Source organism: Paenibacillus sp. 2KB_20, assembly GCF_052115765.1.
Taxonomy (GTDB): Bacteria; Bacillota; Bacilli; order Paenibacillales; family Paenibacillaceae; genus Paenibacillus_AQ.
Map to the genome: position 1 here is coordinate 1 of NZ_JBFRHH010000006.1, position 22,627 is coordinate 22,627.

At 45.8% G+C, this 22,627-nt stretch carries 15 protein-coding genes and 1 pseudogene; 13 read left to right on the forward strand and 3 right to left on the reverse strand.

Translation table 11 applies throughout. The annotated features are described in order from the left end of the window. Positions 1-284 precede the first annotated feature (284 nt). Positions 285-1,430, forward strand: a complete 1,146-nt coding sequence (locus tag AB4124_RS16885) for an AraC family transcriptional regulator (protein ID WP_441973576.1) — start codon at positions 285-287, stop codon at positions 1,428-1,430. Between the two features lie 102 nt (positions 1,431-1,532). Here AB4124_RS16885 and AB4124_RS16890 read toward each other — a convergent pair whose 3' ends face one another. Both AB4124_RS16890 and AB4124_RS16895 read right to left on the reverse strand, forming a co-directional pair. Continuing rightward, positions 1,533-2,915, reverse strand: coding sequence for an ADP-ribosylglycohydrolase family protein (locus tag AB4124_RS16890; RefSeq protein WP_441973577.1), 1,383 nt, complete (start codon positions 2,913-2,915; stop codon positions 1,533-1,535). Between the two features lie 106 nt (positions 2,916-3,021). Further along, complete coding sequence (locus AB4124_RS16895) at positions 3,022-3,870, reverse strand: AraC family transcriptional regulator (RefSeq protein WP_441973578.1); 849 nt, start codon at positions 3,868-3,870, stop codon at positions 3,022-3,024. A 309-nt stretch (positions 3,871-4,179) separates the two neighbouring features. Between AB4124_RS16895 and AB4124_RS16900 the strand changes: the two genes are divergently transcribed. From AB4124_RS16900 to AB4124_RS16940, 9 genes are all read left to right on the forward strand, one after another. Further along, on the forward strand, positions 4,180-5,844 hold the full coding sequence (locus AB4124_RS16900; protein WP_441973579.1) for an extracellular solute-binding protein: 1,665 nt from the start codon (positions 4,180-4,182) through the stop codon (positions 5,842-5,844). Positions 5,845-5,958: 114 nt separating this feature from the next. Further along, complete coding sequence (locus AB4124_RS16905) at positions 5,959-6,861, forward strand: ABC transporter permease (protein ID WP_441973580.1); 903 nt, start codon at positions 5,959-5,961, stop codon at positions 6,859-6,861. Positions 6,862-6,898: 37 nt separating this feature from the next. Then, complete coding sequence (locus AB4124_RS16910; protein ID WP_441973581.1) at positions 6,899-7,783, forward strand: carbohydrate ABC transporter permease; 885 nt, start codon at positions 6,899-6,901, stop codon at positions 7,781-7,783. Between the two features lie 40 nt (positions 7,784-7,823). Continuing rightward, positions 7,824-9,554 carry a sensor histidine kinase gene (locus AB4124_RS16915; protein ID WP_441973582.1) on the forward strand — a complete coding sequence of 577 codons (1,731 nt, stop codon included), beginning with the start codon at positions 7,824-7,826 and terminating at the stop codon, positions 9,552-9,554. 12 nt (positions 9,555-9,566) lie between these two features. Then, a complete protein-coding gene (locus AB4124_RS16920; protein WP_441973583.1) occupies positions 9,567-11,249 on the forward strand; it encodes a response regulator transcription factor in 1,683 nt (560 codons plus the stop codon). 95 nt (positions 11,250-11,344) lie between these two features. Beyond that, positions 11,345-12,619, forward strand: coding sequence for a Gfo/Idh/MocA family protein (locus AB4124_RS16925; RefSeq protein WP_441973584.1), 1,275 nt, complete (start codon positions 11,345-11,347; stop codon positions 12,617-12,619). Between the two features lie 299 nt (positions 12,620-12,918). Then, positions 12,919-15,957 (forward strand): DUF4855 domain-containing protein, encoded by a 3,039-nt coding sequence (locus tag AB4124_RS16930; protein WP_441973585.1) that lies wholly within the window; start codon positions 12,919-12,921, stop codon positions 15,955-15,957. 464 nt (positions 15,958-16,421) lie between these two features. Further along, positions 16,422-19,403 (forward strand): NPCBM/NEW2 domain-containing protein, encoded by a 2,982-nt coding sequence (locus AB4124_RS16935; RefSeq protein WP_441973586.1) that lies wholly within the window; start codon positions 16,422-16,424, stop codon positions 19,401-19,403. Between the two features lie 9 nt (positions 19,404-19,412). Beyond that, the gene (locus AB4124_RS16940) at positions 19,413-19,625 is read left to right on the forward strand and encodes a DUF4855 domain-containing protein (RefSeq protein ID WP_430112272.1); all 213 of its coding nucleotides are present in this window, start codon (positions 19,413-19,415) and stop codon (positions 19,623-19,625) included. 193 nt (positions 19,626-19,818) lie between these two features. Here the strand turns inward: AB4124_RS16940 and AB4124_RS16945 are convergent, their stop codons facing one another. Then, positions 19,819-20,517, reverse strand: a complete 699-nt coding sequence (locus AB4124_RS16945) for a MerR family transcriptional regulator (RefSeq protein WP_441973587.1) — start codon at positions 20,515-20,517, stop codon at positions 19,819-19,821. Between the two features lie 151 nt (positions 20,518-20,668). On the opposite strand from AB4124_RS16945, the gene AB4124_RS16950 reads away from it, so the two are divergent. The 3 genes and pseudogenes from AB4124_RS16950 (at position 20,669) to AB4124_RS16960 (ending at position 22,553) form a co-directional block, all read left to right on the forward strand. Beyond that, positions 20,669-21,163 carry a DUF6022 family protein gene (locus AB4124_RS16950; RefSeq protein WP_441973588.1) on the forward strand — a complete coding sequence of 165 codons (495 nt, stop codon included), beginning with the start codon at positions 20,669-20,671 and terminating at the stop codon, positions 21,161-21,163. Between the two features lie 61 nt (positions 21,164-21,224). After that, a pseudogene (locus AB4124_RS16955) lies at positions 21,225-21,479 on the forward strand (Vgb family protein); the annotation flags it as partial. A 702-nt stretch (positions 21,480-22,181) separates the two neighbouring features. Next, positions 22,182-22,553 carry a hypothetical protein gene (locus AB4124_RS16960; protein WP_441973589.1) on the forward strand — a complete coding sequence of 124 codons (372 nt, stop codon included), beginning with the start codon at positions 22,182-22,184 and terminating at the stop codon, positions 22,551-22,553. Positions 22,554-22,627: the final 74 nt, after the last annotated feature.

Here is a 22,627-nt window from a genome sequence, read left to right on the forward strand (position 1 = left end):
AAAGTAAACCAGTTTAACTGGTAAGTGAAAGTGACAAATTACACTGAGCCTGAACAATTTTATTGTCAGGCTAGCGTCTTTAGGCGCAGTTTGGCAACAGGGGGTTATACCCCAAGTGCAAACCACCCGTTGGACGGGTGGTCATGATTTAACAATGCAAGTTCTTATCGCAGAGCGAGGACAAGGGAAGGCAAACCGCATAACGATTCTCCCCAATAAGAGAAAAAACATCGAGAAACCTATTTTTCTCCATGCTACAATTTATTCCGTGGAGGTGCACATCCATGGATTATGAGCAAAGAATTCAGTCCGTGCTTAATTATATTGAGACGCATGTGCAGGAAGACATTCCGTGTGAGTCACTTGTAGCGTTGGCCGGCTTCTCTAAGTCACATTTTTTGCGCGTGTTTGAGGCGTATACTGGCTTCACCGTCATGTCATATGTACGCAGTCGCAAACTGCATCTTGCTGCTGAACGTTTAAGCTATAGCAATGATAAAATTGCGGATATCGCATATGACTACGGCTTCGAATCCCATGATGTATTCGGTAGAGCTTTCAAACGCATGTATGGAATAACACCTGAAAACTATCGGAAGAGACGGTTTCTTTTGCCTACATTCCACGCTGTCAATCTCGCACAGCAGCAAAAGGGAGCTGTAGCCATGATAAAAACCAAGCCACATACGATGATCGTAACAAAACCAGCGATGAAGCTAATTGGCATAGAATGTCGATTTGAAGATGGTGTATCTTCGCCCGATCTGTGGAAACAGTATTTCGATGAGTGGCAGCAAACTTTCGGCAATATCGCACATCTGCGTGTTGAGCCAGAAAAGGAAATTGACTATGCATTGACGGTAGATCGAGACGAGAGCGGATACACCTACTTTATCGGGATCGAAGTGACAAACGTAGACCATGTGCCGCCAGGGGCCACAGCACGGCTCATCCCAAAAACGAAATATGCAAGGTTCACAGCGATTGGACCGGTTGGAGAGTCGATAGGGCGAACGTATGATTATATTTTCAAGGAATGGTTTCCATACTCGTCATTTCAAACAGCTGCTGGTCCGATCATGGAACATTATGATATGCGTTGTGCTACCCATCTCGGCATACCACCTGATACGCAGGAAATGGATATCTACATCCCAATCGAGCTCGTCCTAACACAAACCAAAGAAATTATTGAACTTCAACCATACCGAGCAGCTTATTACAAGGCCGCCGGCAGGAAGGGAAGGAAATGGCAGCAAGTAAAGAAAGAAGCATTTGACGTCATGATCACTTGGGCATTATCGCAAGGTATTGATCAGTCTGATTTGCGAATCCGAGCGCATAACAACGGAGGTGCTACGGAGGAGAAATTCAATTACGAAGTCTATATGGACGTTACAGGGATAGATGTCGGAGTGAAGCGGTTGTAAGTTAAATAAGTGAACTAACGGGAAACTATGGCTGCAACAAAGTACACGACGGAGAGGACGGGGGCTAACCGCCCCCTCCTACTCGATTCATCCTTAATGATTTTAATGCTGCAATTTTCGGAAGACACTATAGCTTCTTTGTGCGCATTCGGAGATGGCAATGGGGTGGAAGCCACTGACATCGGCATACAACGTATCGTTTAGCGGCGAGATCCACTTCTCAGGGAGCGCCGCTGCTCCAAGTGATGCGCCAAGAATGGAACCGACGGTGGCGCCATTGCAATCGGTGTCCCAGCCACCAAGTACGGCGGTTGTTATGCCTTTCTCAAAATCGCCTCCGGAATGAATGAGAGCAGCCGCGCATAATGCAGCATTATTATTGGTATGAACAGGGTGATAGTGCTTAAATGCTTCCCATATTTTACTCACCAATTCTAATGAATCTTCCGTTTCCTGAGCAATGTTGACCGCTAACGAGATATCTTCTGCAAGACGGCTGCGTTTCGGAATTTCACTCAATCCGATCTCAACAATTCGCTTCATATCACTTTCAACGAATGCCGCGGCAATCATAGCCGAGCAAAACATGGCGCCGTAAATACCATTCTTCACATGGGAGAAGGAAGCGTCCCGCCAAGCAAGCTCAGCTGCAAGCTGGGGCTGGCCGGCAGCACCGTATGCATAGCCGTCCACACGGATCTGGGCGCCGATCCATTCGCGGTAGGGATTCAAATAAGAACGTCCTGAGTGGATATGTTTCTCCCAATCATCTGGCCGATCGCCGTTAATATGTGAAGTGACACGCGCGAAATTAAGATAGGACTGCGCTTCAGCTGTGAATACCTGCCCGAATGACAAATGACGATGCCACAGCTTGCCCACATCCCAGGAGTTGAAATCAAGCCCGCGCTCCTCAAGCATGAGCAGGCCAAGAACGGTATAACGAATATCATCGTCTGTTTCCATAAAGCGAATATTCTCCCGGCAGCTGGCCATGCTGCTCCACCTTGCTATCTCGATACCGTACTCGGCTTCTGCAGTTGACTCGCCCGGTGTATAGTGGCGAATCGGCCATTGACCTGCGCCTTCGAACCACAACTTTATATTGTGCCAGCCGGGTCTGCCGCCAGAGCCTTGCATGAAGGCAGGAGCCTCCAGAGGTTTTCCGAGCGCACAACCAGCCGAACGGCCGAGCCAAGCACCATGAAATTTATCCTGCCATTTAAGTTCATCCCAGTTTCCGGACAGGATTCTCGGTCCATCCGGACGTTCGGCGCGAATGGCTTCCAATTCCGACGGCTCGATATACTTGAAATCCGCCATTGGTTCAAGTGCCATTAAAGCCTGGTATACTTCCATTAATTTTGCTTCGTCTGTGCCGGCGGCTTCCAAACGTTCGGACATCCCTTCTACATTACAGCCTTCTTCTTCGCGCTGTTTTACTTCTTCCCGAACTAATTCCCTCAGTCCAATCCATTTCGTCATAACGGTTGCCCTCCTGAAATACGTGAAATCAATGTATGCCTTGATTATAACCAGCCATGCCGGCAATGGCTTCTCAAATTAGGAAAGCGTTATTCTCATTTTTTGTTCATTCCATAACTCCCATCGATTGCCGATAACGGATCGGAGACATGCCGACAGTCTCTTTAAAGACGCGGTAAAAGGTCGGCAAGCTTTGAAAGCCGCATTCGAATGCAATATCAGCAACAACTTTGTCCGTTCCTGCCAATTCCCGCTTGGCAGCCTGGATACGAAGTAAGGAGACATATTCCGAGAAACGGTAACCCGTCGTTTCCAGAAACGCTCGGCTCACGCGCGAGACGCTTAAACCAAGTTCATTAGCCAATTCCCCTAAGCTAACCGGCTCATTGTAACGATGCTCGACCAAAACGGCAAGCGATTGCACCTGGAGAACGGAATGTACCATATGATGACGCTCATCATCGGATAGCAAACCGTTGTAATGTCGAAGAAGACGGCCGCACAGCTGAATGAGCGCGCTTTTGGCCATGACCAAATACCCCGGGGACTTCTCTCGCAGTTCTTCCGCTATAGCCAGTACCCAAGGAGTGAGCTGTTTGGCGAGGGGGGAATCGCCAATGATATGATTGCAAAAATGATTGGAGCGATAGGAGAATGGCAGCAGCAGCCCAGGCTCCTCAGCTAGCAGCAGCGAGGGATCAAAGTTAATAAAAAGATAGCGGCTCGGGTCATCGGGATCGGATTGGGCAATATGCCGTTCCTCGTTATTGACCAGAAACAAGTCGCCGGGATTAGCTGTATATTGTTTATTTCCGAAGAAAAAGCGGCCTTTGCCTGTTAAACAAAGGCCGATCTCCAGACTCGCGTGCACATGGGGCGGCTGCTGATAAGTAGCAGGAGTCCATTCGAAAGCATTGATGGCAATGGGATGATCATAAGCAATATGAAGTTTCATTATGATCCAATGGCCTCCAGACAATAATGAATTTATATGCTAAGTATATAGACAAGAGATGCCTTTAACCAGATACTGTTATTTACTTCTATACATACATTTTGAGGTGTATCTAAATGAAAAGAATACGCCGACGTTGTATCCATCAAACACAGTAAATATTTATTTTTGTCTGGTGTCAAGAGGTGTATACGAAAGTAAAGACTAGTATATAGAACAGCGGGAGGCTTCTTTTTATACTTGAAATATGAAATACTGCATTATAATTTGCAGCGAAAACTATAACGAAATGTACCGGAGGGGTAAAATTTGAAGAGCAAAAAGGCACTTGTCATGATCTCCTTGACGCTTGCATTGGCGGTTACAGGCTGCGGCTTCAAATCGTCGTCTGAGCCAAGTCCACCTGGAAATTCCAAGGAACCGACCGAAATAGCAGGCACAGGAAACAGCAATGATGTCATTGAGGTCTCAACGGTTTCGCCAAGCGATCCTTACTTGAAATTTGACGAAGGGGAGAGCTTCGACAAAAACTCCGTTTATGATGCTTATGAAAAAGATATCGGTGTCAAAATTACAAACAAATGGATTGCCGATGTAAGTCAATTTAAGGAAAAAGTGAAAATCGCGATTGCATCGAATGATATTCCGGATTTCATGCTTGTCAACGCAGCACAGCTTAAAGAGCTTACTGAAGCGGATATGATTATGGATCTGACAGAGGTTTATGATCAGCATGCTACGGAAGAGACAAAAAAGTTTCTGACTGTGGACGGCGGCATGCAAATGAAAACAGCGATGATCGACGGAAAAATGATGGGTATTCCAAGCTCATACAACCCGTTCAACTATCAGTACTTGTTCGTTCGTACGGACTGGCTGAAGGAACTGAACCTGCCTGAGCCTAAAACGATGGATGATCTCATTGAAATTGCCGAAGCGTTCAAAGCGAAAAATCCTGGGGGTACAAAACAAGCTTACGGTATTGCGGTCAGCAAGAACCCATTTAGTACAGAGACAGGCGTTACCGGTCTGAGAGCGTTCTTGAACGGCTACCATGCTTATGAAAACATCTGGATGGAGGACGGGAACGGCGGTTTGATGAACAGTGATATTCAGCCCGAGATGAAGCAGGCTCTTGGAGCGCTGCAAGACATGTTCAAAAAAGGGTTGATCGATCCTGAGTTTGCCGTTAAAGATACGGAAAAAGCCGCTGAGCTCATCTACGACGGCAGCATCGGCATGGTATTCGGCGCTTCCTGGACACCGGCGCAGCTTGTGCAGGGCGCTGTGAAAGACGGCAAGGTTGTTCAAGAATGGGGAGCGTTCCCGATCCCTTCAATCGATAATAAGCCTACTTTGAATCAAATCGGCCTTGGCGTTGACGAGTACTATGTAATCTCCAAACAAGCCAAGCATCCGGAAGGCGTTATCAAATTGCTGAACCAATACATCGTAACGCAGTCTAATCCAACCGAAGAACAAAAGGTTTACGAATACGGTAAAGATGGGGTAGAAAAAGGAGCTAACTACTGGTTGCTTAACCCGCTTCGTGTAGGTAGACAAATCGATAATAATGGGGAGATCTTGCCGAAAGCGATCGAAACAAAAGATGCTAGCATTTTGGAAACAAAAGACCAAAAAACGCGTTATGAGCGTGCAATGAAATATGTTGACGGCAGCGATATCACCATGTGGTGGGAGTACCTGATCTCGGGTCCGAACGGTGCGGTATCGCATAACCCTAAAATCCTGCAAAATAAAGAATACCTGCAAAACAAGTTCTACGGCGCGCCTACTCCGACGATGGCAGATCGTCAAGAAATCTTGACGAAGAAACGTGATGAGATATTCATCAAGATCATGATGAACCAAGTATCCGTAGACGAGTTCGATAAATTCGTTGAAGAGTGGAAGAAGCTTGGCGGCGATGAAATCACGAAAGAAGTTAACGAGTGGTATAAATCGCTTCAATAGAATCTGTGGCGGAGGGAGGGATTGATTCTATGCAATCCCTCCTTTTTTCAAGAACAATCAGGTTCTTGAGTAAAAAAATGCACAGCATGAAAAGTGAATCAGCGAGGTGAAGATATGAAACTGACGCGCATATGGAAGAAGGAATGGCCGCTTCATTTGATGCTGCTGCCAGGTTTAGCTTTTATTGTTATTTTTAGTTACATTCCGATGTCAGGAATCATGATGGCTTTTCAAAAATATGTACCGAATAAAGGGTTGTTCGGCTCCCCATTTATCGGATGGAGGAACTTCCAGCTGTTAATGGATTATCCGGATATCGGCCGTATCTTTTTTAACACGGTCTATATTGCCGTAATGAAAATCCTTGCCGGTTTGTTCGTGCCGATCACCATTGCTATTTTGCTTAATGAATTGCGTAGAGAATGGATGAAGAGAACGTTCCAAACCCTGGTCTATCTGCCCCATTTCTTATCCTGGGTGCTGCTGAGCGGTATTTTGGTCGACATTTTATCTCCTTCCTCCGGCATATTGAACCAACTGCTTGCATGGTTCGGCATGAAACCGATTTTCTTTCTTGGCGATAACAACTGGTTTCCTTATGTTATGGTTATCTCCGATGTATGGAAAGAATTTGGATTTGGCACCATAGTTTATTTGGCGGCGCTAACAGGAATCAATCCTACGCTTTATGAAGCCGCTCAAATCGATGGCGCGGGCCGCTGGAAACAAACGCTTCATGTGACGCTGCCGGGCATGATGCCGATCATTATCCTTATGCTTACGCTTAATATCGGCAATGTGCTGAATGCCGGATTTGATCAAATATTTAACCTGTACAGCGCGCCGGTTTATGAAAGTGCCGATATCATTGATACTTTCGTGTACCGCATGGGGATACAGCAAGCCCAGTTCGGATTTGCCACAGCTGTCGGTTTATTGAAATCCGTCGTATCCTTTATTTTCATTTCCGTATCCTACGTACTTGCATACCGACTAGCGAATTACCGCATTTTCTAATAGCGAAAAAGTCGGTGATTCAGAAAGGAGACAGATCGTGGTCATTAAACCGTCATTTGGAAGAAGAGCTTTTCTCGTTTGCAATCTAATTTTTCTAGCCTTTGTATCGTTTTTATGCTTAATGCCGATTATTCATATTTTGGCGATTTCCTTTAGCTCGGGTTCGGCTGCGGCAGCAGGCAAGGTGGGGCTGTGGCCTGTAGAATTTACAACGGCAGCTTATGATAACGTGTTCGGCAAGCCTGAATATTTAAGAGCTTTTGGCATTTCTTTTCAACGGGTTGTTGTCGGGACGGCATTAAGCATGCTGTTAACGATTATTACGGCGTATCCTTTATCCAAGGACCGCAATACGTTTCGTTTAAGAACCGTTTATGCCTGGATCTTCGTGTTTACGATTTTGTTCAGTGGCGGATTAATTCCTACCTATTTAACAATTAAAAGCTTGGGACTTATTGATTCTCTCGGAGCGCTAGTGTTTCCGATGGCAATTAACGTGTTCAACGTCATTTTGCTATTGAACTTTTACCGCAATTTGCCTAAGGAGCTTGAGGAAGCTTCACGGATAGACGGAGCCGGACATTTTTTAACACTTTGGAAAATATATGTTCCGCTATCGTTGCCCGCGCTGGCGACAACAGGGCTGTTTACGATGGTCGGGCATTGGAATAGCTGGTTCGATGGCATGCTCTATATGAATCATCCAGAAAATTATCCACTGCAAACCTTCTTGCAAACCGTTATTATTAAGATGGACTTCCGATTTCTAAAATCAGAAAATGTGGAACTCATGCTCCAGCTGTCTGACCGTACAAGCAGGGCGGCACAAATCTTCGTTGCGGCTTTCCCTATTCTTATTGTCTACCCATTCTTGCAGCGGTTTTTCATCAAAGGCATTGTAATGGGAAGTGTAAAAGAATAGACAAAGAAAGTCGTAGATCTCAGACACAGGAGAACAAACGATGAAAAGTATATTCTTTTTACAAGATTCCTCTATATTCAAAAAAATCATGGCTGCCTTTTTGGCGGCCTTACTGCCGCTTATGGCGATTACCTGGATGATTAATGAGCAAGGGGCCAATCATATCCGGAGTGAAATATCCGATTCGATTTTGAACACGACACGGTTTTATATAGACTCCTTGGATAAAGAAGCAGACCGGATCAGCCGATATTTGCCTAACTACGTCATGGACAGAGATTTAATGGAGGTGGCGGCGACAGGCGAACAGATGAACTCCTATGAGCGGTCGTATAAAATATTGGATATTCAGCATCGATTGGATTTAATGAAAAATTCCAGTCCGTTTATTCGCGAGGCGAAGGCGTACATTCCGCAAATCGAGCGTACTGTGCTGAGCAACAGCTTTGAAACCAGTCTGAATGCGGAAGAATTCGAAGCGATGCAGCCAGACAAGAAGCTTTATACGGAGCCCTTTATTTATTGGCAGGACCGGCTGTTTATTACAATGCAGTACCCTGCAGGCAAGAAGGACCCGCTCTATGTGGTAGGCGTTGAGCTCTCAACCGGTAAAATGAAAGAAACTTTAGGGCAAATTGGGAATAGCAGGGAAGGCCAGACCGTATTGTTTAATCTGGAGCGCGGCTTTGAAATCAATAGCGGCTCCGACCTTGAATTGCATGATCTGATGAAGCAGTTGGCTTTTGAAAAGCAGGCAGCGAACATGGATGAAGGCTATGATACGATCCATTATAAAAATAAGCGATTTCTAACCGTATTTAAGTATTCAAGCCTTTGGAATTCATACATGGTAACGAGCATACCGGAAGAGACGATTCTCGGTTCGCTCGAGGTATATAAAACTTTGTTTTGGTGGGCTTGCGTGCTTGCTGTATTTATTGTTTTATTCTTTACCTATTTCTTAATCCGGTTAATATACCGTCCGTTGATCAAACTGGTGCGCTCCTTCCGCCGCATGCAGCAAAACGAGCTGGAGCCGATCTTGATCGACCGCAGGAAGGATGAGTTCGGCTATTTATACGAGGCTTTTAACGATACGGTGAAATCTTTGAAAACACTGATTGAGGAAAATTATGAGCAGCAAATACGGAATCAGCGTTCGGAGCTGAAAAGATTGCAATCGCAAATTAATCCTCATTTTTTATATAATTGCTTCTTCGTGCTGTGCCGCTTGATTAAATCCGATAGTCAGAAGGAAAAGGCATACCAATTCTGTTTATACATCGGGCAATATTTTCAGTTCATTACTCGCCAACATGATGACGACATCCCGCTGGAGATGGAGCTTGAGCATTCCCGCACTTATGTGGAGATGCAGTCGATCTGTTACGGGGACCGAATCCAAGTGCTGTTTGATGTCGAAGCCCAGCCGATTAAAGTCCCCCGGTTGATTTTACAGCCTATTATTGAAAATGCTTATAAACACGCCCTTGGTAATATGCTGGGCACAGGCGAGTTATGGGTGCACAGCAAGCTGCGACATGATGCGTTTTACATTTATGTAGAAGATAACGGCGAATTCATGACGGACGAGGAGATCGAAGCGCTTGGCAAGAGGCTGCGTTATTCAACGAACCAGATGGAGGAGACAACCGGCCTGCTTAATGTTCATCGCAGAATTCGGCTTCGTTATGGAGAAGAGTTTGGGATTACCGTGTCACGCTCTGAGCTTGGCGGGCTTCAGGCTATTATTAAACTGAGCATGAGCTAAGGAGGAATCGCCATGTACAGGCTGTTAATCGTGGATGATCTGCCGATTATTGTAGATGGTCTTCTGGAGTTGTTCGAGAAGACGGAGCATTTGGAGCTTGAAGTCATGAAGGCCTACTCCGGTGAAGAGGCGTTAGAGGTACTGTCTCATCACCGGATGGATATTGTAATTTCGGACATTAAGATGTCTGGCATCGAGGGTATTGAGCTTCTGCAGGAAATTAAATCGCAGTGGCCGAAGTGCAAAGTTATTTTATTGACAGGCTACAATGATTTTCACTATGCAAAGAACGCCATTACGTTTGGTGCTTTTGATTATTTGCTGAAAGTGGAGAGCGACGAGAAGATCATCCATACCGTTGAACGGGCGATAGAGGAAATTGAAGAGGAACAGGATCAGGCGCAAATGATCTTGCGGGCCCAGTCCAAAATGAGAATCGCGATGCCTTCCTTGCAGAAGGAGTATATCTGGGGCTTATTTCAAGGCAAGACGATGACGGTGCAGCAGCTTCAGGACGCTTTTGCGGAAATGGACATTCCGCTCGACGCATCGCTGCCGGTCTATTTACTGATTGGCCGGATCGATGCCTGGAAAGAAATATTTACGGCGCCCGATAAAGCTTTGCTCGCTTACGCTCTGCAAAATATCGGCGATGAGTATTTATCCGCCCATGTGCGCTGCTTCTCCGTCGTATTTGATATGAACAAAATGGTATGGATCTTTCAGCCTAAAGACGGCCCGGAGTTAACGGCAGATACCGGTACGATGGAATGGACCAGGGCATACCGCTATGTGAGCGGCAATTTGGAGACGATACAGGCTACCAGCAAAAAGCTGCTGAGCCTTTCCGTTTCTTTTCTTATTGGCAGTGAAGCTGTCCCGTGGAGTCGGCTGTCGGATCGTTTTCATGCGATGAAATACGGTCTTATGCAAGGCCATGGTTTGTTTCATGAAATCATTATGACCGATAAAGATATTCAGAAGTCTGAAGAAAAAGAGAAGGCGATAAGCTATCATGACGGCTTTTTTCACGCTCGCGTACAGCTGCTGATGAGCTGTCTTGAAAATAATCACCGCGAGCAGTTCAATAAACTGTTTGTTGAATTGACAGACAGTTGGAAGGATCCGGATATTCCTGAAGGGCGTAAGGTCGAGGTGTACCACTCCCTATCTGCGGTATTTCTGGCGCATTTGCACAAAAATAAAGATATGCGAGACTATATGAATACCCAGATTAATCTGGATATGCTGTTCCGCCAGGTGGAGACCGCTTCATGGACGGAGCTTATTCCATACTATTGGCAAATTGGGAACTGCTTTTTTGAGTGGAATGCGATTAGAGGAACAGAACTGCCGGCGGAGGTCGTCAAAAAGGTGCATCGCTATATAGAGGAGCATATTGCGGATGATATATCCCTAACCGCTCTTGGGGATTATGTCAGCTTGAATCCATCCTATCTTTCTAGGCTTTACAAGCAAATAACGGGAATTGGACTGTCTAAATACGTAAATGATTACCGCAATGTCATTGCAAAGGACTTGCTGCTCAATACCTCTATGAAGGTCAATGAAATCGCCGCCAGGCTCGGCTACAATTCAGCGCTTGCCTTTATCCGCTTCTTTAAGAAGCAAAACGATATGACGCCGCAGGATTTTCGGACGGCCCGGACCGAAACAATGCAGCAAGGTAAATAAATGTATATGGAATGTAAGCAATGATCTCTTTTGATGCGCAAAGACACCCCTTAAAATGAAGTTATGATGCATTGTATACGCAAGGGGGAAGAGCATTGAAAACATTAACGGCTGTACTATTAGGCGCAGGCAGTAGAGGAAGATACATCTATGGACCGTATGCGGAAAAATTTCCGAATGAGCTGAAGTTTGTTGCTGTAGCCGAGCCGGATGATGAACGCAGACAACGTTTTGCAGAAATTCATCAAATCGATGAAGAGCATGTTTATGATTCTTGGGAAAAAGCATTCGAGCAGGGAAAAATAGCCGACGTGATGATCATCTCCACGCTTGATCGGATGCATTATATACCTGCAATGAAAGCGATGGAGCTTGGCTACCATGTCATGCTGGAGAAACCGATGTCGCCGAATGTAGGGGAATGCATCGAATTGGAGCAAGCTTCCCTTAAGTTTAAGCGTTTGTTGGTGGTCACGCATGTGCTTCGCTATTCCCCGTTCTGGTCGGGCATTAAGAAATGCATCGAGGATGGGGAGCTGGGTGCCATCGGCACCATTCAGCTGACTGAGAATGTAGGCTATCACCATATGATTCATAGTTACGTGCGGGGGAATTGGCGCAATTCCGAGGAAACAAGCCCGATGATTCTCGCCAAATCCTGCCATGACCTGGACCTCATCTCTTGGCTGATGGATGAGCCGTGCACCGCGGTCAGCTCCTTTGGCTCATTGCTTCATTTTAAAGCCGAGAACGCGCCGGAGGGTGCAACGGACCGCTGCATCGATGGTTGCGAAGCAGAGAGGGAATGTGCATTTTCAGCGATTAAAATGTATTTGGAGCAACCTGCCGACCATTGGGCGCGCTATATGACGCACGATTTATCACAGGAAGGCATTATCCGGGCACTTAAGGAAGGACCGTTCGGCCGCTGCGTCTATCGCTGTGATAACAATGTTGTCGACCATCAGGTCGTCAATATGGAATTCGCCAGCGGCGCCAACGCGAACTTTATTATGTCGGGATTAACCAAGAGCGGTACTCGCCGTGTGCAGATTATGGGCACGCAGGGAGAGATCATTGGCGACATGGATAAAGGTTCATTTACGCTGTACCGCTATGCGACGGGCGAAGAGATTGAAATTAAATGCAGCGTGCAGGGAGACGGACACGGCGGAGGCGATGAGCGCATGGTGAGCTCCTTCCTCAAAAATGTACATAAGTTCGACCGCAACCCGTCCCAAGGCCTTACATCGGCTACAGCTTCTTTGCAAAGCCATTTGATTGCCTTCGCTTCCGAACGATCTCGCTTGGAGCAAGGCAGAAGCATAAAGCTGACAGAGATGTATGAGAAGGAAGAAGCGGGAGTTTAATTGTTGAAATCTGTGGAACTATTCGGCAAAGGCAAATAGAACAGAATTACTTGCCGTGCAGTAACCATGGCGGACATCCGCGGCGTCGGGGGTTTGGAAGTGCGTACCCCGGATGCCGTACAAGTTCGCGAGCAAAGAAAAAGGAAATGGGGTATATGAATTTTTTATTTTTGAAAGCGATTCCAACAAAGGCTTTTGCCAGATTTCTTGAAAGGGGGGATCGATTCAGGTATTCATCATAATGCGGTAAAGATTTCAGGCATTTCTTTCAGTTGAGAACAAAAAAGGAGTTGACTAAAATGAATTCGAATAAGAAATGGGGAACCGTCCTGATGGCAGCCGTATTGCTGATGGCCCCGGTTTCTGCGGTCCAGGCGAAAACGCCTGTTCCGGAAGTGATGATTGCACAGGCAGGCGATGCAGGCCAGCCGGAAGGAAATGAGGCAGGAAATCCACAGTTCGTACCAGATCTACCGACGGATGCTGGGGAACCAGCAGCGGAACAGGCAGGATCAGCTCCGAATCCAAACCAAGTGGCAGCATCTTCGGCAGTGGAGGAGACGCAATTCCGCAATCTTGCGGCCGGCCTACCTTATGAATGGTCTGAGGAGCCAGACGCGTCGCGTCCTGACGGCGAGTACAAGCTTACGGATGGAAAATACGGCACATTGGATATGAATGACCCGGCATGGGTAGGGCATCAGCGTGGAAAAACGCGGGAAGTCGTCTTTGATCTCGGTGAGGAAAAATCAATCGGAAAGATTACAGCACACTTTTTCCAAGATTATCCTACCAACTCGATCCTCGTACCTTTGACGGTATCCATGTATGTCTCCGACGATAAAGATAATTGGGGACTGTTGTCCCATAACGCCACCCAGCTGCTCTGGGGGGAAGGTCCGCCAAGACAGGAGACCTTTGAATGGGACGGCAGCCGGGATGGAATCAAAGGCGGGAATACGAACGGCAAGCTTGCTTATGCCCGTTATGTCAAAGTCACCTTTACGATGCATCCAACACAATGGTCATATATTGATGAGATTGAAATTCGGGGTACCGATGGACAGGCTGACGGGGCCGTAAAGGTCCCTGCCGAGCATCCGCAGTTTATGGCGCCGGGAGAAGCCACTGGAGGCATCCGCAATCTCGGACTGCTTTATAACGGACAATATCCAAATGGTCTGGGTGATTGGAACAAGGAACGGATCATCCCTAATATCAGTTATGTAAATAAAGATGGCGAGCCTGTCGACTGGCTTTTTGACGGGATATTATATCTCGGACTGGCTTCGCCTGCCGGCCGTGACTTCGGTGTCGGGCAAACGATACTGGAGGACTGGAATTGGTATTTGGACAAAACCTTCGCAGCCGCAGGGGATATGCAGCAGTTAAATGAGGCTACAATGGAAGTCGGATCCAAGCTGAATCAGCCTGATCATAAAATGAAGGTTGTGCTCATGATTCCGAACCCGGGGGAATACGTAAACGACTTTGGTGACGTTGACGGTGACGGGGTATCCGAAAGCTTCAGAGACTCGGTTGTCGGCAAAGAGAAAGCGCAAGAAAACCGGATAAAAGCGATGCAGTGGTGGCTGGATCAGGTCCGCCAAAGATGGCAGGAGGCGAACTATTCCAATCTGGAGCTTGTCGGCATGTACTGGCTGGAAGAACAAATCAGCACAAGTGATACGGGCCCGGATTTGATTAAAGCAGTAAGCGGAAAAGTCCATGATATGGACCTGAAATTTTTCTGGATTCCGCATTCTTTGGCATACAAAGCGTTTATGTGGAAGGACGTTGGCTTTGACAACGCTGCCTTCCAGCCGAACTATTTCTTCGAGGACATGGGCTACGACCGTCTGGAGGATGCCGCCAACCTGGCGAAGCAATACGGCATGACCAATGAAGTCGAGTTTGATGACCGGATGTTGACCGACGGCGTGTTCCGTGAGCGATTTATCGACTACTTGAACAGCGGCGTTGAAACAGGCCTGATGCAAAACGGATTCAGAGCTTATTATCAAGGGAATAATGCCGTTTACAATGCGGCGGTCAACCAAGATCCTTCCAATCGCATTTTGTATGATTGGTTGTACCAATATGTGAATGGAACATATGAAATCAATAATGCGGCTCCGCCAGAGGCAGCCGTGCAAATAAATGGACAACCTCTTCAAAGTGGTGCCGTGGTAAATGAAACAGAGCCGTTCCAGTTTACGTGGCAGTTAAAGGATGACGATGGCGTGACGAAAGTGACGGCTCAGTTTGACGGCAAGCCTTATACGGCTGGAACAACCATAAATCTGTCGGGTGCACCCGGAAAACATGAATTGGTTATTACCGTAACGGCCGGCAAGTCGCAGAAAACGTCTTATATCATCGATGTCCGTGCAAACGCGGACAGCATGAAAACATTGGTGAACCGATTTGTAGAACAAAATCAATTTACGAATGCCGAAGCGCCTCGTTCTTTGAACAATTATCTAGAGCTAATGAAACGCTACGAAGGAACGGATGCGACACAGTTTGACAAATATCTGAAAGGATTTAACGCGGAACTTGATATTTTGTTGAAAGATGGCGTTATAAAAGAAACGGCGTACAACGCGCTGAAGGAGGACGTTTATTACCTCATTGGAAACTTGGCGCAAAATAAAAAGGCGGAAGCTTCTTCGGTAGAAGGCGGCAGCCCGAATTATCAACCGGAAAAAGCAGTAGATGGATTCCCAGCGACAAGATGGGCCAGTGATTACACGAATAATAGCTGGTTCCAGGTCGACCTTGGCGAAGCCAAGGAATTCGATACCGTACGAATTCATTGGGAATTTGCGCGTGCTAAAACCTACAAACTTCTTGTATCTGACGATAAACAGAATTGGACCAGTGTGGTCAAGAACAATGATGGAATCATTACGGCACGTGACGGAAAAGAAACGGTTCATTTTGAGCCGGTCAAAGCCAGATACGTCAAATTTCAAGGGCTCGAAAGAAATACGGATTATGGTTACTCCTTCTATGAGTTTGGCGTGTACAACCTGGCGGGAGGCGACGGGGTAACCCCGATCGACGGCGTAAGAGCTCTGGCAGATGTCGGCGCAGGAAAATTGACGATTGATGGTCTGGTCATGGATGGAAGCAGTCAGTCCGAAGTGAATTTGAAAGTGCTCGATTCGAAAGGGAAAGTTCGGTATGAAGGCCAGACGACAAGTACAGTAACGGGAAGTTTCCAATTCACGATCAAGCTTACCGGTTTTCTAAAAGGAACCAACGTTGCCTATCTCTCAATCGAAGGTATGTCGACTCCCGTGAAGTTTACATTTGAATACAAGCCACAGTGAATGATGATTATTTCTCGGGCAAGCGCAGAATTCGATAACAAACGGCTTGTTTTCGTTGATTTCGGCCTTGGACCAAGGCATTTCATGACAAATTCTGTTGCAGCGTGATGCAAATAGCATGCGGTATACAACGTATGAAGAAAAGAAACGTGGGAATGATATTGGTTCTTATAGGCCATGTCCAGTTCGGATATGGCCTTTTTTCGTGTATCATTTTCTATTTTTTTTCGATTTTCACGGAGAATACGTCTCATATAGCATACGAAAAAAATAGTACAGTACATCAAATTATGCTGCTTGCTCTCCTGTAAGTCCCCCTTTATCATAAGCCCATGCGGAAGCGTTTTCAGCATGGCCGTTACGAAAGTGTTCTCCAAATGGTTTGTGCCGGATGCCGCGAAAGGAGGGATCAAAGATCTAGAGTTCCATACGAGAAAAAAATAAAAGAAAGGATGATATGTTCAATGAACAAACCTAGGTTTCAAAAGTCGTTGGTAACGCTTTTGTTTTTGTTTACACTGGTCATTGGTTTGTTAGGGTTCAATCATTCGCAAGCCTATGCGCTTGACAATGGGCTTGCAAAAACGCCTCCGATGGGCTGGAATGGTTGGAACGCCTTTCATTGTGACGTTAATGCCGATCTCGTGAAGAAAACGGCTAAAAAGATCGTTGATTCCGGGATGAAAGAAGCGGGCTATGAATACGTCAACATCGATGATTGTTGGATGCTTAATCAACGCGATGCAAACGGCAATTTAGTTCCCGATCCGGAAAAGTTTCCAAACGGGATGAAGGAAGTCGCTGATTATGTTCACTCTCTCGGTCTGAAAATTGGTATTTACGCAAGCGCAGGTACCACGACTTGTGCCAATTATCCGGGGAGTCTCGACCATGAAAAGAAAGATGCCCAAAGTTTTGCCGAGTGGGGAATCGACTATTTAAAGTATGATAATTGTGGAGACCCTCAGGGTCGACCGGTAAAGGAACGCTATGAGAAGATGCGCAATGCGCTTGCGGATACAGGTCGGGACATTGTTTTCAGTATGAGCGTTGGGGGAACTGATGATCCGTGGAAATGGGGCAAGCAGGTGGGCAATCTGTGGCGGACAACCGGTGATATTAGTGATACGTATCTAAGGATGTTAGTCCATTTCCTTAAGACTGTTGAACTGTATCCGTATGCCGGTCCGGGCTATTGGAATGATCCCGATATGCTGGAAGTCGGTAACGGGGGCATGAGTTTAGAGGAATATCGTACCGAATTTAGTCTTTGGTCCATAATGGCTGCGCCATTGCTCTCGGGTACCGATTTACTGAATGCCCCCCAAGAAATTTTAGATATTTACGCCAATCGTGAAGTGACTGCGGTGAATCAAGATCCAATCGGAATACAGGGACGTCCCATCAAGATGCCAAACGACGGTACTTATGTGTTGTTGAAACCGATGGCCAATGGGGACAAAGCCGTGTTGTTCTTCAACTCAACCGATGGTCCGTCAAATATGGAGATAAGTATAAGTCAATTGGGCATACCATCCTCTGTCGACAATAAAACCTATACGGTTCGGAATCTCTGGGCACATGAAACGACTACGACCTCAGACAAAATCAGCGCTTCTGTTCCGTCTCACGGGATTATGATGTATCGCGTCAGTCCGGAACCGAGAAATGAGGTTTCAACTGACGGATTTAAGCGAGTTATCGATAATGACGGCAAAGAAATTTGGGTCAAATCGCTGTCTGACGGAAGCAAAATGATGACATTGGTCAACCGGACTACTGCAGCGACAACAATCAGTGCTGAACCGGAAAAATTAGGTTTTAAACCTGCTTCAGTTTATTTGGCTGAAGACTATTGGACTGGCCAAACAATGAGTTATGCCAGCAAAATCGTCTCCGATGTTGAACCATTTTCAGCGGTCACCTACCGTGTTATACCGGGAACACCGAACGGGGTGCCTGCGGCTGTTGGTATATCGTTTGACGGTCCTTCTGTTATAGCCCCAGGTGAAACCACAACGATCATAACAACGCTGACCAATTATGGAAGAGTGGCTGTTCATAACCTGGATCTCAATCTAAATGTACCGGAAGGATGGACAGTAATCCTCGCTTCGGACACCACACTTCAAACCATGCCACCTGAAGGCAAAAACAATTCCGTTAAGGTGAGTTGGAAGGTGACGGTGCCTCAAGACGCTGGAGCTGGCTGGAGTCATCTTACAGTGGATGCCATGTTCGTTTCTGGTGGGGAAATTCAGGGGCATGTACGCTCAGAATATTCCGTGCAAGTCCCGTCCGCCCCTAAGGCGGAAGATACATTTATCAGCGACATGCCATTTTTCGGCAACGTTTCAAACGGCTGGGGTCCGGCTGAAAGGGATACAAGTGTCGGCGGGAGTGGTCAAGGAGATGGCAATATGATCACCCTGAACGGTAAAGGGTATGAAAAAGGATTGGGTGTTCATGCATACTCTAAAGCTTCATTTTATATCGGTAAGAACTTTTCAAGGTTTATCTCGGATATTGGACTAGATGTTGAAACTCAGGGAGGCTCTGTCATCTTTCAAGTGTGGGGAGACGGGAAAAAGCTCTATGATAGCGGTGTAATGAAAGATAACGCGGATTCCCAGCATGTCAATGTTGATGTTTCCGATGTCGATATTCTTACGTTGGAAGTAATGGATGGTGGCGTCGGCAATGGTGCGGATCATGCTGATTGGGCTGGAGCTAAGCTGTTGAAAGAGGTGTTAGTAGATGACATCAAGATCAACGGGGAATCCTTCTCCAGTTTTGATCACGTAACCAAAGATTACTACATGACATTTTTGGAAGGCACGATATCGGATGTACCTACGGTGGAAGTCATTCCGGCCAATAACGATGTCAAGGTAGATATTTCACCTGCGGAACAACTTCCGGGTACCACCGTGATTACCGTCACCTCGGCAGATGGATCCGTGACGCAAACGTATAAGATTCATTTTAATATCACTCCAGAATTGTATTTAAGCGACCTTCCGTGGATTTATGGGACGACTGGTTGGGGAACGATTCATCGAGATGCTAGTGTCGAAGGGAACCCGATTACATTGATAAGTGATTCGGGCGTTGTCACCTATGATAAAGGAATTGGAACGCATGCTAATTCAGAAATCATTTACGACATTGCCGGGAAAGGGTATAATCGCTTCCAATGTTACGTAGGCCTTGACCAGGAGGCAAACAGAAACGATGTAGGATCCGTAGCTTTTCAAGTATGGGCCGACGGTGAAAAATTGTTTGACAGCGGGATTATGAAAAGAGACACTCCGGCCAAGTTTATTGATGTTGATGTTAGTGGAAGGAAACAATTGAAGTTAATCGTTACCGATGCCGGCGATGGAATTGGCAATGATCACGCCGATTGGGCGGACGCCCAATTTATTGCTGACAAAGCGAAATAAATAACCAAAGTGTCCGCAACATTCGACGGCAAAGAGTACAAGAAGGGCAGTTCGCAATTCATTCAGTTTTTTATAGTTGAAGCGTTCGAAAACCGGATAAAAGTGATGCAGTGGTGGCTGGATCAGGTCCGCCAAGGATGGCAGGAGGCGAACTATTCCTATTTGGAGCTTGTCGGCATGTACTGGCGAGAATTCGAAAACAAACGGCTTGTTTATCGTTGATTTCGGACTTGGACCAAGGTCTTTCATGACAAATACTCCTCGTGCCATGATACGGATAACTTATAGTTCCAAAAAAATAAAAGCCATGGTCACAGCGATAATCCTTCGCTGTTACCATGGCTTCTTCGTTTGAATCGGTCCTAAAGACTGTCAAACCGACAAAATATATTGTCGATGTTTATTAATCTATACACTACAATGGGTCTTTAATTAAGCGATATAGAAAATAGTGCGCTCGCATCTGGAGTTTGATCGTTTTGTGCAGGTAAGCCTGGATACTTTCAGAAAGCTTCATCGCATGCTCGATGTTCTCTAGATCTAAGCGTGCAATGGATTGTTTTAAGTTCACGGTTTCCTCGGAATAAACAGCGCTCTGCAGTACCTGAAACATCCTAATTTTAAAGAGATGCGCTTCATTATAAAGACGGTAATCGTTATCAGGGTCTCGCTTAGCCGTAAACAGGCCGCTTTGCTCCCAGTAACGGATTGCCGATTTAGGAGCCCCTGTCCGGCTGGAAACCTCGTGGATGCTGAAATGTTGTTTAAAGTCGTAAACTTGACTACCTTCAGAATACGACTTCAATTCCCTTACCAGTTGATCTAAACTTGCTTTTTCTCGATGCAGCATGACCTCCCGATCCCTGACGATCCACAATGCGTCATTCAACTCATTTCGCCCAAGACAATGCATTACCTCGCTCGTTACTTCCATACCAAATCCGGCAGCCATGGCTTGAATACATGCCAGATAAGCTTCATGCCGTTCGGTATACATACGATAGCCATTTGAAGATCGAATTGCAGGAGGTATCAGCCCCTTCGCTTCATAGTTCCGCAGGGTGCTGCTGCTTAACCCGTATTTTTCAGCCAGTTTTTTGGGTCGAAAGCCCATGTTATCCCACCTTCGTGAACAATGCACAACATTAAAACCGTTGTAATGTTATTCTTGATTATTTATTGATTTCCTTCAAATTTATCCTCTAACCTTCCAATTGGCTTACATGTTATATGATGGAGATAATCCAATTCAAGGAGGAGTATATATGACTGTAAAACCAGTATTCCGTTACGACATGACCATTGAGGAGATTGGCGGGGCAGGTAATCAATATATCGAATCGGTATGGAAAACACTATACGATTTGATGCTTGATGAGTTAACGATCGCTTTTCGTGAAATCGAGGATGCTGCCTATGGGCTTTATTTGGACCAGTTGATGCCCGTAATCTTTGATAGCCTTGAAGATGCAGGTTTCGAAGCAACGGAGCCCCTCAAGGAGCATGATTTTGTCATCGGGAAATGTTTGCTATTTCGCAATTCGCTTGAAAAATGGGGAACCGAGGAAAATAGGTCTAGAATTTTCTGGAACGTTATACGTAGTAAGAATAGTCAACAGCCCATTGGAACATTATTGACGGAAATCCCTCATTCTCATCTGAAGTTCGACATTCCTATGGCACCTGTACTATATTCGCTGAGCGAGCATGAGAGGGAACAAATCGCGCGAGGGATTCGACGGATTAAGGAATCAGAATAACGGAACAACGGGGCAATCGGATCGGATCGGGACTTGCGGTTTACCGAGTATCAAGCCAATAGCGCCTTTCGGCATGACGGAAGATCGGGAAGGTGCGATTTGGTTTACGGAAATGAATAGCGGCAGAATCGGAAGGTTAACCACATCGGGGGAGATGACCGAATTTGAGTTGCCTAATTCAGACTCATTTCCTTCATTTATTGTTCCCGGCCCAAACGGGGCATTATGGTTTACGCAGAATCGAGGTAATTCGGTCGGCAGAATAGCCACCGAAGGTGATGTAACAGAATTTCCAATTCCAACACTGAATTGTCGGACGACAAGAACATGAAAACTGTGTAAGTCGCATTCTATGCGGCTTTTTTCTTTTAAGTATATAAGTTCTTGTCGTGACTCGATGACAAGAGCTTCTAATTGAATATCATCAACAGATTATTTAGCTAAAGGACACTATAGTTGAAAAACACATCAACAAAGCCGAATAGCCTGATAGATCATTTTTGTAGCCATAATTGAGTCATTACAAGTAGAGAATGATCTAATGTACCTCATATGATTCAAACAATCTTTAGAGAAAACATTAAAGTACTTCGATAATCTTTTTATATTGATATTAGGGAAATGAAGGGAATGTCAGTTTTATCTTTGCACTTGCATAAATGTTGTACACTTATATTGGAATCGAAAGGAAGGGGATTGTAATGGGAGACCCTAGCTTCGTCATTATGAGTCGGGCAGTACATTGGCAGATACGGATTATCCTCTTCTTACGATATCGGCAGTCGATTGCGCACAACATGAGCTACATTATTTCGAGCAAACACAACCAAATGAAGACCGCCATTGTCGAGTGATTGAACTCAATCAAGTAAGGCCGCCTTTGAAGCTAACGCAGCACAGGCTCGCCGGGCAGGCCCTGGCTGTGACGAATGTAACTGCTCACGAGTTGGGTGCAGCGACCTATGGGATCAGCACCTTACGTTGAGTACAATACATAAGGGAGTGAGGAGTGAGAAAAATGAAAGTTGTTAGTCCAGAACGCCAAACATTGTTGATAAAATCGATGCAGTCAACTTTAAGCAAACTCGAAAATGCCTACAAGAATATGATTGAGAAAGGATCAAACGCAACCCTCGTTAAGAAACGACTGGATGCAGTGAAAATCGCCTTAGATAGTCTAGAAAATGCTTGGCATGGAGCAGATTTTTCATACGAAAAGGAAAACATCCTTGAAGCCCGAAAGGTTATAATTGGTATTCTTCCATCTGTAGAAAAACAGCATGAAAACGCTAAAGAAGGTAGTCCTCAAAAGACGTTACTTGAAAGACGCATTGCTTCTATTGAAGCGGCTATAGAAGCTCTTGAGGTTCACACAATAAATTTTAAGTGAAATGCGGCTCTCGGCGTAAAACGATACTGGATCAAGGATAGAAGACCTGTAGGATTACGCTCAAAAAATAACGC